This is a genomic window from Sphingobacterium sp. xlx-96 (assembly GCF_011007365.1).
Taxonomy (GTDB): Bacteria; Bacteroidota; Bacteroidia; order Sphingobacteriales; family Sphingobacteriaceae; genus Sphingobacterium; species Sphingobacterium luzhongxinii.
The window spans coordinates 1-13,354 of the sequence record NZ_WFKM01000001.1 but is presented as its reverse complement, the minus strand read 5'-3'; the positions used below and the strand labels follow the sequence as shown (position 1 = coordinate 13,354).

General features: G+C 39.2%; 13 protein-coding genes. 5 read left to right on the top strand and 8 right to left on the bottom strand.

Features of this window, described 5'->3' with window-relative positions:
* Nucleotides 1-185: 185 nt before the first annotated feature.
* Nucleotides 186-1,049 carry a mechanosensitive ion channel family protein gene (locus G7B20_RS00065; protein ID WP_164108007.1) on the bottom strand — a complete coding sequence of 288 codons (864 nt, stop codon included), beginning with the start codon at nt 1,047-1,049 and terminating at the stop codon, nt 186-188.
* Nucleotides 1,050-1,343: 294 nt separating this feature from the next.
* Here G7B20_RS00065 and G7B20_RS00060 point away from each other — a divergent pair, with 294 nt between their 5' ends.
* From G7B20_RS00060 to asnA, 3 genes are all read left to right on the top strand, one after another.
* Complete coding sequence (locus tag G7B20_RS00060; protein WP_164108006.1) at nt 1,344-2,516, top strand: cysteine desulfurase family protein; 1,173 nt, start codon at nt 1,344-1,346, stop codon at nt 2,514-2,516.
* Nucleotides 2,517-2,592: 76 nt separating this feature from the next.
* Complete coding sequence (locus G7B20_RS00055) at nt 2,593-2,919, top strand: HesB/IscA family protein (RefSeq protein ID WP_164108005.1); 327 nt, start codon at nt 2,593-2,595, stop codon at nt 2,917-2,919.
* Nucleotides 2,920-3,195: 276 nt separating this feature from the next.
* A complete protein-coding gene (asnA, locus tag G7B20_RS00050; RefSeq protein WP_164108004.1) occupies nt 3,196-4,200 on the top strand; it encodes an aspartate--ammonia ligase in 1,005 nt (334 codons plus the stop codon).
* Between the two features lie 35 nt (nt 4,201-4,235).
* On the opposite strand, the gene G7B20_RS00045 is transcribed toward asnA, so the two are convergent.
* The 3 genes from G7B20_RS00045 to G7B20_RS00035 form a co-directional block, all read right to left on the bottom strand.
* Complete coding sequence (locus G7B20_RS00045; RefSeq protein WP_164108538.1) at nt 4,236-5,744, bottom strand: bifunctional GNAT family N-acetyltransferase/carbon-nitrogen hydrolase family protein; 1,509 nt, start codon at nt 5,742-5,744, stop codon at nt 4,236-4,238.
* A 139-nt stretch (nt 5,745-5,883) separates the two neighbouring features.
* Nucleotides 5,884-6,207, bottom strand: coding sequence for a DUF3467 domain-containing protein (locus G7B20_RS00040; RefSeq protein WP_164108003.1), 324 nt, complete (start codon nt 6,205-6,207; stop codon nt 5,884-5,886).
* Nucleotides 6,208-6,332: 125 nt separating this feature from the next.
* Nucleotides 6,333-7,448, bottom strand: a complete 1,116-nt coding sequence (locus tag G7B20_RS00035; protein WP_164108002.1) for a M42 family metallopeptidase — start codon at nt 7,446-7,448, stop codon at nt 6,333-6,335.
* A 114-nt stretch (nt 7,449-7,562) separates the two neighbouring features.
* On the opposite strand from G7B20_RS00035, the gene lgt reads away from it, so the two are divergent.
* Nucleotides 7,563-8,420, top strand: a complete 858-nt coding sequence (gene lgt, locus G7B20_RS00030; RefSeq protein WP_164108001.1) for a prolipoprotein diacylglyceryl transferase — start codon at nt 7,563-7,565, stop codon at nt 8,418-8,420.
* A 41-nt stretch (nt 8,421-8,461) separates the two neighbouring features.
* On the top strand, nt 8,462-9,640 hold the full coding sequence (locus G7B20_RS00025) for a multidrug effflux MFS transporter (RefSeq protein WP_164108000.1): 1,179 nt from the start codon (nt 8,462-8,464) through the stop codon (nt 9,638-9,640).
* A gap of 76 nt (nt 9,641-9,716) precedes the next feature.
* On the opposite strand, the gene aroQ is transcribed toward G7B20_RS00025, so the two are convergent.
* From aroQ to G7B20_RS00005, 4 genes are all read right to left on the bottom strand, one after another.
* Nucleotides 9,717-10,130: a type II 3-dehydroquinate dehydratase gene (aroQ, locus tag G7B20_RS00020; protein ID WP_205600168.1), complete on the bottom strand. Its 414-nt coding sequence runs from the start codon at nt 10,128-10,130 to the stop codon at nt 9,717-9,719.
* Between the two features lie 27 nt (nt 10,131-10,157).
* On the bottom strand, nt 10,158-11,777 hold the full coding sequence (locus tag G7B20_RS00015; RefSeq protein WP_164107998.1) for a gliding motility protein RemB: 1,620 nt from the start codon (nt 11,775-11,777) through the stop codon (nt 10,158-10,160).
* 136 nt (nt 11,778-11,913) lie between these two features.
* Complete coding sequence (locus G7B20_RS00010; protein WP_164107997.1) at nt 11,914-12,300, bottom strand: hypothetical protein; 387 nt, start codon at nt 12,298-12,300, stop codon at nt 11,914-11,916.
* Between the two features lie 301 nt (nt 12,301-12,601).
* Nucleotides 12,602-13,237, bottom strand: coding sequence for a hypothetical protein (locus tag G7B20_RS00005; RefSeq protein ID WP_164107996.1), 636 nt, complete (start codon nt 13,235-13,237; stop codon nt 12,602-12,604).
* Nucleotides 13,238-13,354 lie beyond the last annotated feature (117 nt).

Genomic DNA, 13,354 nt, shown 5'->3' with positions numbered 1-13,354 from the left:
AATTTCGGGCCTTTTTTGATTATCTTTATAAAAAAACGACTGATGAAGAAGATGTTATTCAAAATACTAAACAAGATAAACAAGCTTGTCCTACCGAAATACAATCTCAAAGATCCTTCAAAACTAAATAAGCTACAACAGGCTGTTGTAGCTTACCGTTATTATATACTAATACGAGCTTTAGACTAGGATTTGTCCGATAGCTTCCCTAAGATCTGTCCGTCACTCCTGATATGCATCTCAGTCTGCGGGTAAGGTATAGAGATTCCCTTTGCATCAAGCGCAACCTTAATTTTTTCCCGCAAACCATTACTAGTAGTCCAAAAATTCTCCCGCTTAACCCAACCACGGATAGTTAGATTAACAGAACTATCTGCTAGATCGCCTGCAAACACATCTGGTGCGGGCGTTTTCAAAACTTCAGTTTCCTGATGCAAAACAGCTAAAATCGTATCTTTAGCAACCTTAATATTATCATCATATGATATACCTATCACAAATTCAAATCTTCTCGACAAAATTTTTGTATAATTTTTAATCACCGAATTGGCCAATGAGCCATTAGGGCTAAAAACACGGATACCGCTATCATCAATCATAGTCGTATATAACAAATCAATCTTCTCTACCGTTCCATTAGAACCATTAGCACTGCTAATATAGTCACCCACTTCAAAAGGCCTAAACATTAAGATCAGGACACCACCAGCGAAATTTGAAAGACTCCCCTGCAACGCCATACCTACGGCCAAACCAAAAGCCGAGAGTGCTGCAATAAATGAAGTTGTCTGGATCCCCATGGTACTTGCGACCGTCAATAACAACAATGCATACAGAACAAATTTGACCAAGCTAACCGCAAATCCACGAATAGACTTATCAACATTTCGCTTCTCAAAACGACGATTCATAAATTGAATCAAAAACTTAATTGCGAATCGCCCCAAAAACAAGATGACAATAGCTGCAAATATTGAAGGTAAGCTAACGACTACAACATCGATCAACCGATCGAGATATTGTTCAATTTTGGTTACATTTTTTTCCATACAACACAAACCTACATAAATTCACTTTTACAGGCAATAAAACTTTCATGATGCCTTTGGATCACCAACAAGTATGAACCGAACCCGATTGTATCGGGTGAGCTCTTGAATATCAACAATAAAGTAAAATGTTTTGAAAAAAGTTCTTGATAGCCCCTGAAAACATACACTTTCAGAAAAAATTACCCATGATAAAAAAGCGAATTTTTAGCCCTCCACATCCGCCTAGATTTCTTATAGAGGAAAATAAAAAATGACGCAGGACTCCAGATGAATAATCCTTAAATTTAAGGCATGATATATCTAGATAATAACGCAACAACCCGGCTAGATGATGCAGCTTTTGACGCCATGCTCCCCTTTCTGAAAGAAGAATACGGTAATGCTTCCAGCCTGCAACACAAACTAGGGAGACAAGCCAATCAAGCTATTGAAAGCGCCCGTCAACTTATCGCAGATACGTTACAGGTACAGTCCAAGGAAATTTTCTTCACCTCTGGATCGACAGAAGTCATAAATACAGTACTCCGCGGAGTATTCGACCGCTATCAGACCAAAGGGAGTCACATAATCACCTGTCAAACAGAACACAAAGCTGTATTAACTACTTGTAGAGCCCTGGAAAGAAAAGGTGCTACAGTGACCTATCTACCTGTCGACAGGAATGGAACTGTATCACTAGAAGACCTAAAATCAGCCATTACAGCGCATACGATTCTCGTCTGCCTAATGTCTGCTAATAACGAAACAGGAATCTTACATCCCATCAAAGAGATTGCTGAGCTATGTCGCGAAAAAGAAGTTATATTCTTTTGTGATAGCACACAATCTCTAGGTAAACAAGCCTTCGACTTAGCGGCACTGTCAATCGACATCTGCTGTTTCAGTGCACACAAATTTCACGGGCCAAAAGGAGCAGGAATACTCTTTATACGTCGAAAAACGAAACCTATACAGATAGCCCCTTTGCATACTGGCGGCGACCAAGAGCAGGGATTACGTGGCGGGACCTACAATGTCCCCGCTATAGTAGGGATGGGAGAAGCCATTCGTCTGAGTCATAAAAAAGATTTTTCAACTATGGAGAATCTTCGTAATCACCTTGAACACCGAATCCTTACAGAAATTGAAGACACCTTAGTTAATGGAAAAGAAACAGATAGGACAAGCAACACCAGCAATATAACTATCAAGCACGTACGTGCTAGCGAATTAATGACCAAAACCCCAAATATCGCAATAGCCTCAGGCTCAGCCTGCGTGTCTGGGGCTAGAGACCCCTCTCATGTACTAAAAGCCATGGGGCACACCGACGAAGACGCTTTTTGCAGTATACGTATCAGTCTATCGCGTTATAACACCTTAGCAGAAATAGATCATGCCGTTGAGTTACTAAAGTCAGCTATTCAGTCCATCAGAGACCAGTCACCCATTTGGCAAATGTACAAAAATGGACTTCTAGAATAATATGACAGTCTCCTAACCCACCGCATTTGCGTTTAGCAAATAATTTACGAAATTTGTAGTAAACAATAACGACAATATGGTAACGATTACAGATAAGGCCAAGGAACGTATCTTGCAAATAATAAAGGACGAACAGTATGATGAAAACTATTTTGTCCGCGTTGCTGTAACTAGCGGGGGCTGTTCAGGATTATCCTATCAGCTCAATTTTGATAATCAAGAAAAAAAAGGAGATCAATTTTGCGAAGACAAAGGAATAAAGATCTGCTTAGATATTAAATCGTATCTGTATTTAGCAGGTACAGAGTTAGACTATTCCGACGGTTTGGCAGGAAAGGGGTTTGAGTTCCATAATCCAAATGCTTCTCGCACATGCGCTTGTGGAGAAAGCTTCTCCGTATAGAATTTCACACTGCAAATCAGCTATTCCTAGGTAAAGTAGAGTATTATTTCACCTAGGCATGGCTTGAAGTAAAGCCTTTCAAAAACAATAATCGACCTCTTCTTTCTGCCCCATTCCAATAAAAACTCTCCTGCCATCCGAACTCGCTACCATTAATAATATTACAACAAAAACAGTGTATCTATTATCATTTTAATTACATTTGCATATTAATATTGCTATATTCACACACTAAACACAGATAGCATTTAAACGAAAGTCAAATTTAATTGATATATGGGACGCAACTTATTAAAAAGAGAACAAGCGATAACCTTTGTTAAGGAAACATTTTCAACACATCTGAGACAAGCGTTAAACTTAATACCGATATCGTCTCCCTTGATTGTTTTGGACGGTACAGGGATTAATGACGATCTCAATGGAATAGAACGACCCGTTTCTTTTCCTATAAAATCATTAAACGAAGAAAGAGCAGTCGTAGTACACTCTCTTGCCAAGTGGAAAAGAGTACGTTTAAAGGAACTCGAACTCGAACCCGAAGAAGGACTAATTACAGATATGCGGGCTTTGCGTCCCGATGAAGACTATTCCCCCATACATTCTATCTACGTAGACCAATGGGATTGGGAGAAAGCCATACATACCAAAGACAGAAATCTTAATTATTTAAAAGAAACCGTCAAGAAAATATATTCGGCATTACTAGCCACAGAAAACGCGGTCGAACATCAATACCCGGAACGCAAAGCAATACTTCCTGATGAAATTTATTTCATTTCTTCCGAAGAGCTATTGGCGAGATATCCGGACTACACCCCCAAAGAAAGAGAAAATGCAATTGCCAAATCCTATGGTGCAGTATTTATCTACGGTATCGGTGCAGAGTTATCCAACGGATTTGCACACGACGGTCGCGCAGCAGATTATGACGACTGGAGCACATACAATGATGCCGGTTACAAAGGATTAAATGGAGACATCCTTGTGTGGAACCCTTTAATTAATAGCGCTTTCGAATTATCATCTATGGGTATCCGTGTTGATAAAACGGCTTTACTCCGACAACTTGAGATTCGTAACTGTATAGAGCGAAGTAAACTATCCTTTCATCAGATGCTCTTGAGTGATCTCTTACCGGAATCTATTGGAGGAGGTATAGGGCAGTCTCGCGTATGTATGTTTATGTTAAAGCTAGCACATATAGGTGAGGTCCAGGTCAGCATTTGGGATCCTGAGCGCAAAGAAAAACTAGCCAACGAAGATATATTTCTACTCTAATGCAAAAGGTCGGATTTTAAATCCGACCTTTTGCATTATTTCAACAGATTCACCGCATAAAGATCCTTACGTCTATCTTTCAAAGTTTTAACTGTACCATACTCGTGCAGATCCCTCAGTGCATACAGATCGACATCAGCGATTAATACCATTTCCGTATTCGGAGTTGCTTCAGCCTTGATCGCATTATTGGGAAAGGCAAAATCTGATGGTGTAAACACTGCCGACTGAGAGTACTGTATATCCATATTATTTACCCGTGGGAGATTACCAACCGACCCCGCTATCGCGACATAACACTCATTTTCGATCGCGCGGGCCTGTGCACAATGTCGTACACGCATATAACCATTTTGTGTATCCGTCATAAAAGGAACAAAAAGAATCTGCATCCCTTGATCAGCCAATATACGGCCCAGTTCCGGGAACTCCACATCATAACAGATCAAAAGACCTACCTTACCACAGTCCGTATCAAATACTTTAACCTCATTCCCTCCAGCCATACCGTAGTATTTAAATTCATTAGGCGTAATATGGACTTTGCGGAAAGAGTCCATTTTCCCGCTACGGTGACAAAGGTAAGATACATTATACAATTTATTCCTTTCATACAACGGCATTGAGCCTGCTATAATGTTAACATTATAAGAGACTGCAAGCTGTTGTATTTTATTAGCGATCTCCTTCGTTTGTCCGGCCAACTTTTCCATCGCTTCTCGTTCAGGAAGATCATTATAATAACGCATCAATGGCGTATTGAAAAACTCCGGAAACAAAGCGAAATCAGCACCATAATCACTGACTGCATCCACAAAGAACTCGACTTGATCGTAAAATTCATTCAGATCCGTAAACAATCGCATCTGCCATTGAATCAATCCCAAACGAATGGTCTGCTTAGACGCAGAATTGGATCGTGCATCCGGTTCATAATAGATGTTATTCCATTCCAACAGCGTAGCAAACTCCATGGATTCACTGTCCTCAGGAAGATAGTTCTTAAGTATTTTTTTTACATGAAAATCATTGGACAGCTGAAAAGTAAGTGTAGGATCGAAGATCTCCTTACGTTTCACCTTCTCGATATACACACGAGGGCTCATCTCTTCCGCAAAATTAAAGTAATTAGGGATACGTCCTCCAGCGACAATACTCTTTAAATTCAACTCCTCGCACAGTTCCTTCCTTGAATCATACAATCTTCTTCCCAGACGTAAAGACCTATAATCAGGATGTACAAATACTTCAATGCCATACAAGGTATCACCTTCATAGTCGTGCTTAGAGAATTTACCATCATCAATAATCTCATAATAACTATCGTAGATATTACTTTTCTTGGAATTAAGAATAATAGAAAGTGCACAGGCGACAACATGTCCATTTACTTCGACACACAGCTGTCCTTCAGGAAAAACATCAATCAGATCTACTATATTCTCACGGGTCCACAGCTCCCCTACCCCCTGATAAGCCTCAGACATAGATTTTTTAAGATCATTATAATCCTTCTTTGATAACGATCTTACTTTAATATCCATCATATCTTAAATGTTAACAATTTTCAATACTAATCTACATTCAAAAGTGATACCACTTATATCAAAAAGCGTCTTGTTCAGCTCGTATTATAAAAAATACAGCCCAACAAGACGCTACAGCACCCCAAATTGAATAGAACTAAGCTTCGCCTTTAGTTCCTCCAAAGTTTAAAGGAAAGGGAACATCTTTTGAGGATATCGCACCATTCTGACCTTCAAAACGGTTGACATTATCCTGTAAAGCGACCAATAAGCGTTTAGCATGTTCAGGTGTCAATATTATCCTAGACTTTACCTTAGCCTTTGGAATACCAGGCATGATACGCACAAAATCCAAAACAAACTCGGTGTTCGAATGCGTTATAATAGCTAGATTCGAGTAAATCCCCTCAGCAATTTCTTCGCTCAATTCAATACTAATTTCGTTATTATCGCCATTTGGCGTATTATTATCGTTATTCATTTTTTTATGTTTTTTTTGTTTAGAAGGTTAATAAAGTTTAGGACGTTAATATCCTACAACCCTATCACCTCGTAACTTGATAACTTTTTAACCTTGTTAACTTCTTAACTTGATAACCTTATTACCTATTTCGTAAAGCTTCTAAAATCCTGACCGTCAGTAACGGTTAAAACCATCTCATAAATCAGACGGATCACATTATCCACATCTTCTTTATGGATCATCTCTACCGTCGTATGCATATACCGTAATGGCAGCGATATCAAAGCAGACGGCACCCCACCATTAGAATAAGCAAATGCATCCGTATCCGTACCCGTATACCTAGAAGAGGCCTGTCTTTGGAAAGGAATTTCATTTTTCTCGGCTACCTCTACCAAAAGACGATTCAAGTTAATCTGCACGGCAGGAGCATACGATACTACAGGCCCCTTACCACAAGCCAAATCCCCCTGAGTGATCTTATTGATCATGGGAGTTTGCGTATCATGTGTTACATCGGTAACGATCGCTACATTAGGCTTGATATAGTCGGCAATCATTTCCGCTCCACGTAAACCAATCTCTTCTTGAACAGAGTTTACGATATACAGACCAAAAGGCAGTTTCTTCTTATTCTCTTTCAACAATCGTGCTACCTCTGCTATCATAAAACCACCGGCACGATTGTCCAATGCCCGACCTACATAATACCGGTCGTTAAGCACCATAAATTCGTCCTCATAAGTCACCACAGAACCTACATGTATACCTAGCGCCTCAACTTCTTCTTTTGAAGTACACCCGCAATCTAAAAAAATATTCTTTAACGTAGGAGCTTCTTCCTTTTCACCGGAGCGTGTATGAATAGCCGGCCAACCGAAAACAGCTTTTACAATACCTTTGTCGGTATGGATATTTACGCGTTTAGACGGTGCTATTTGATGATCAGAACCACCATTACGAATCACATAGATCAAACCATCCTTCGTAATGTAGTTGACAAACCAAGATATTTCATCCGCATGCGCTTCGATTACCACTTTATACTTTGCTTTCGGATTTATGATCCCGACCGCTGTACCATAATTATCGATATAAGTTTCGTCAACATAAGGCTTTAGGTAATCCAACCATAAGCGTTGCCCAGCCCACTCAAACCCCGTAGGTGAAGGATTATTTATATATTTCTCAAAAAATGCTAGTGACTCTTTGGTCACAACAGATTGATGTTTGACTTCTTTACTACTCTTCTTTGCCATATCTAGTTACTTTGCTCCCAAATTAAAAATAATTATGCTAATCCAAAAATTCTATCCTAACAATTGGCGAATGCCAAGCATTTTATCTAAGTTTACTCCGCTAAAAATTACTATATGGATTTTATTTTTAATGCTATTCACTGGAATATAGATCAAGAATTATTTAAAATCGGTTCATTCGGAATCCGATATTATTCCCTTTGTTGGCTATTGGCTTTCGCTGTTTCCTATATATTAATGCTTAAAGTATACAAGCGAGAAGGCAGAACTCAAGAAGATCTGGACAAGCTCAGTATTTATATCTTCTTAGGCACATTGATCGGAGCACGTGTCGGACATTGTTTATTCTATGAGTTTGACGTGTATATCACCAAGCCCTGGATGATATTTCTTCCTTTCCAGGTAGACGCCACTGGGGAATGGCATTTTACAGGTTTTCAAGGTTTAGCCTCCCACGGTGCTGCGGTAGGGATACTTACTGCACTTTACTTGTATGCTAGAAAAACAAAAACTGGTTTTGTATGGATTGCGGACCGATTAGTCTTAGTCGTACCATTGGCTGGGGCTTTCGTACGTCTAGGGAATTTTTTCAATTCCGAAATCGTCGGTAAACCGGCAGATAGCAGCCTTCCGTGGGCCGTAATATTTGAAAATGCAGGCTTGACCCCCGCCGAATTAAACATGTTACCTCGGCATCCGGCTCAGTTATACGAAGCGATTGGATACGTCATTTTATTCTTTATACTTTGGTCTATGTACCAAAAAAACAAAGATCCCAAACCAGGTCTGTTATTTGGTATATTTCTCGTCATCTTATTTGGTATTCGTTTCTTTGTCGAATTTTACAAAGAAAATCAAGAAGAATTTGAAGCAGGTATGCTATTCAATATGGGACAGTTGCTTAGTATTCCATTTATTATAGCTGGTATATACCTGATTTTCAGAAAACAAAAAAGCAATACCGTAAAATAATAATGAAAAGCCCCGCAAGGGGCTTTTATTTTGAATTAGACATGCACAAAAGAAATGACAAAGTAATCCTTCTCGTATTAGGCCTTTTATCGGCTATAGGTCCGTTTTCGATAGACATGTATCTTCCTGCTTTCGAAACCATAGCCCAGGATTTCGAGACATCCATAGACAAAGTCCAGCTATCGTTAACAGCCTTTTTTATCGGAATTGCAGTAGGTCAGATTATATATGGTCCCCTTCTAGATCGATTCGGTAGAAAGAAGCCAATGATTATCGGTCTCATCATATATATTATTGCCTCGGTATTCTGTGTCTTTACAAAAGACATAGAAAGCCTGATCCTTCTTCGCTTCCTACAAGCCCTAGGCAGCTGTGCAGGAATGGTGGCTTCTCGAGCAATGGTCCAGGACTATTACGAACCTAGAGAAGCCGCCAGAGTATTCAGTTTACTTATGCTAGTAGTAGCCATATCTCCCATACTAGCTCCTTCCGCAGGAGCTTTCTTAATGGAACACCTCGATTGGCACTATATATTCATCACACTCTGCGCTATTGGCACATTGATTATCACAGGCACCGTTTTCTTCCTTCCAGAGAGCTATAAAGGAAATCCAGACTTTTCACTCCTTCCTCCCGCTATTATCCGTCAATATTGGAGTGTATTTATAAATAGAACATTTATCAGTTATTGTTTGATTGGGGCTATCGCTTCGGCAGGACTATATGCTTATTTAGCAGGATCTTCCTTCATTATACAAGAACTATATGGTCTTTCAAAGAAAGAATATGGATTAGTATTCGCTTTTGTGGCTTCCGCGCTGATTCTAGCTACACAACTCAATCGTTGGTTACTAAAACGCTGGACAATGTCCGAAATCAGTAAGATTGCTAATATGGGTCAAGCCTTGGTAGGACTCGCTATGCTCTTATGTCTTTGGACACAAACCTTAGACCTACAGATATTGATTGCACTGGTTTTTGGATACCTGTTATGCCAAGGATTTATTTTCCCCAACACGTCAGCAATGGCACTCTCTCCTTTCAAAGATACTGCAGGTAGTGCTTCAGCCCTTCTTGGCTGTTTACAGATGGGATTGGGTGCACTTTCCTCAGGTATAGTAAGTCTCTTTCACGATGGCACAGAAACACCTATGCTACTTGTCATGTGCAGCTGTGCCTGTATAGCACTACTTATCCATCTTTTTGCTGTACCTTCATAAAAAGGAAAAAGGCCAAATAACCTGGAGTTCGATTAATGCAATAATAGCAATAATAATCCAACTAAGTTTAATAGACTTAGATTAGACTCTCTATAGCCAACCGGTAGCTATCTAAACCAAACCCTAGGATAACACCTTTGCAATTCTTGGAAAGATAAGAGTGATGTCTAAAAGTCTCCCGTTGATGTACGTTAGAAATATGCACCTCGACAACAGGTGTATTTATAGCAGCTATAGCATCCGCTAAAGCTAGCGATGTATGGGTATAAGCACCGGCATTGATCACCACCCCATCAAATTCGAATCCTACTTCATGCAGCTTATCAATCAGAGCTCCCTCTGAGTTATTTTGAAAGTAATACAAATCCACCGTCGGATACTTTGCTCTCAACGTTTCAAAATAGACTTCAAAAGATTGATCGCCGTATATGCTTCTCTCTCTAACCCCTAAAAGGTTGAGATTCGGACCATTCATTATTAATATCTTCATCATGCGTAAAAATAATTACTAAAGATATTAAATATCACCATAAAAACTACGGAACGACGAACGAAGTCCAAACGATATCACGCCTGATTTCTGGGTAGCCTGATCCGCTATCTTACGATACCGCTGCGTATATCCCAACTCAAAGCGTAAGTTATATTTAGGATTCAATACGTAAGAAGCCTTCGCATCTGCATAATACAGATTATTCTTTACCCCCTGTCCGATTTTATTGCCGTACATATTGGGGATGGTTGTATAAGACTGGAAGATATCACCGCCCATATTTGTACCATCGGCAGGGTCAGTACCATACAAACTATACAATCCCTGTAAAGAAAAATCAAATCGCTCCCAGGAATAATTGGCAATTCCGACCAATTCTCTAAAGTTTGCACCACGGGGATGTGCCAAAGGCTCGCCGTGATTGCTATAATTAGACGTTGAAGAAAAATGTTGGTAGGTATAGGGTCTAGCAAGATTGTATTCGCCCAGAAAGTTCAGATTTTTAACACCAAAGGCGTCAAATCCTCTCACACCGATCTGCGCTCCCCATTTGTTGTGCGCATAACCATTATTTGCAAAAAACTCTTTAGCGGTAAATTCACCCAGCAAGAATTGTCCATATACCGACACTTTATTCAATACTTTATACTTCGCATTCAAGCCTAAAAACATTTTATCCGGTGAAGAAGAGTTATTCGATTCGACAGGACGTAAAAAGATAACGGGATTGAGGTAATTAAAGTCGAAACCACGGTGTCCCCCTTCATTTTCATTAGCCCAGGTAATTGCCTGAAAAAAGCCCACCGACAAACGATTTGTCGCATTATAATCCAAGTATTGAAAAGCACCCCATTTAATTCCATCACCCAATCGAGCCCCTGGATTATTAAGGTCGACCCTAGGATTCTTTTGATCCAACATATAAGCCCATACCGATGTATACTGTACATTACCAATGTTACCGGTTAGTTTTAGGTGGCTGTAATTTGAAGAAAAATCAGACAACAGCATCGAACGATAACCATCACCGATATGATTTTTATCATAAGCTATCGTTGTTTGAAAATAGGGGCTAAAATCATAGGTAAGACTTGCCGTCGCATACATCCAGTCCTTTACATTTTTTGATTGGTTTTTTACTGTACCATGGCCCGGCATCACCCCATTAGCCTGTGCGTAATCATCAATATATTTCGGAAACACACCTTGATTTTCGAAAAAATTGGTATAAAAAGTAAGCTTATCTCCAATCGTAAGACCAGCCTGAAAACCTCTCGTATTTAACCATGTAGTACGTTTATCAGTATCAATCAATTCCGATCCGATTTGAAAATCAGGCAAAAAATCCATGTAAAACGTATGGTCTTCCTTTTCCACCTGCACCAGATGTTCACTAAATAGCTTGCGCATAAACCAATTATCAGAAGTCGTACCATTTGCAGATCCAAGCGAATCCTTACGTTCCAAAAGTCTTCCTTTAAACAAGAACGGTTTTGATGCGCTATGCAACCTTGTATCAGGACTGTACAAAATGTCGCTATATTTTTGAGTGTGTTGAAATGAATAGGGCAGATTACTTACCTGAGCTTTTAAGGCAATTGCCCCTCCCGACATAAATAAAGCCGCCAATACATACTTCGTCATATTTCAAATCTTTAAAATATTTGCTTCCTATTATCAAAATCTATTCCCAAAACCCGAGGCAAAGGTAACTTTTTTTGGAAAGATTTGATTATATAAGATTTTAAGGAATAAAATACAACTTCGCTTTGCTTATAATTTAATCAAATTTTAATGGAGGTAACCCCTCCCTTTTTCTGTTTTCGTTAATCTCCTTTTCTGAAATATAAGGTAAATCATACCGATCTGGATGATACCACAACTCACCCCATTCCCAAAACCGCCATAGATCCATTCTAAATCTACGGTATAATTGCTTGTCTTTTGTATCAGGATGATTCTTCAAATAGCTACCGAACACTCTATCTCTTCCTTCGTAAGATTTGCCTTTTAATTTATCCTCTGAATAAAAGAATGCACCATTGTGATTCGAATAAAAATAATTCCGTTTTAAAAAATAGCCAATCACCGTGACATTCAAAAAATAAACCAATAATCCAAATAAACTAAGGAAAGTTAGTAACCGTATTATATTCTTTTTTTTCATATGTGTTTAATTTTATTTCCAATGGTCATATGGAATATCCAAAGTATATTATGCACATTTTGTTGCAATTGGTGTCCATGCTGCTTCGCGGTCATTCGTGTTTGTGCAGTCTGTTCTACATGGATATTTCATAGGTGTATAATTATTTTATGATCCGCCAGCTGGCGGATCGGTTTTGATTTTCATCTGTCATTAGTTTGCGCCGACTTGTCGGGATGGAATATCCAAACTATATTATGCACATTTTGTTGCAATTGGTGTGCATGCTGCTTCGCGGTCATTCGTGTTTGTGCAGTCTGCGCTACATGGATATTTCATATATTTTTTCTTTTTTTAACAGGGGACCATGGCTATTGGGTACAGATTGATTATTGGCCCTACTTATTCTGGTATCACCAGCACTCATTAATTGGCGCATAGGCCCGGCAAGGCCAGCAGGAGTATAGGCGTCTATAACTACATAATCAGGAGGAGCAGGACTCGGACTAATATTTAGTATTACAACCGATTTCATTTCAAAAGGGACCGTTATTCCTCCAGCTGCACATGCATCCTTCACAAACTTTACACAGTTATTGTCAAACGCAGGATACGAAGCAGGTGGAATCTTTATATAATCCCTGACCTGCCTAAACTTATTGCCATCATTGCCTATATTTAATTCCATCTTGACAGTGTATTGCAAAGGTTTACTTAAATTCCCATTATCCACCAATTTTGATGGCCCCGAAAACTCCTTAAAAATATTAGCACCTTCCGGATAAAACCCCACCACTTGAATAACAGACTGTCCATTAGAACCGATTTTTGTTAAACCAATAGCAGCATGTCCCACACCATTACCAAAAGCTTCAAAATGATCATCAGCATCGCCAGGGTTTGCTTCCTGCACATAAACAATAATTTTATAATTGGCTCCAAGTCTAAAGATTCTCATTGATACACATTAGAATTATATAAAGAGAAAAAATGACCACCTTCTAATCAAACACTATTGGAGGTAACCCCTCCCTTTTTCTGTTTTCGTTAATCTCCTTTTCTGAAATATAAGGTA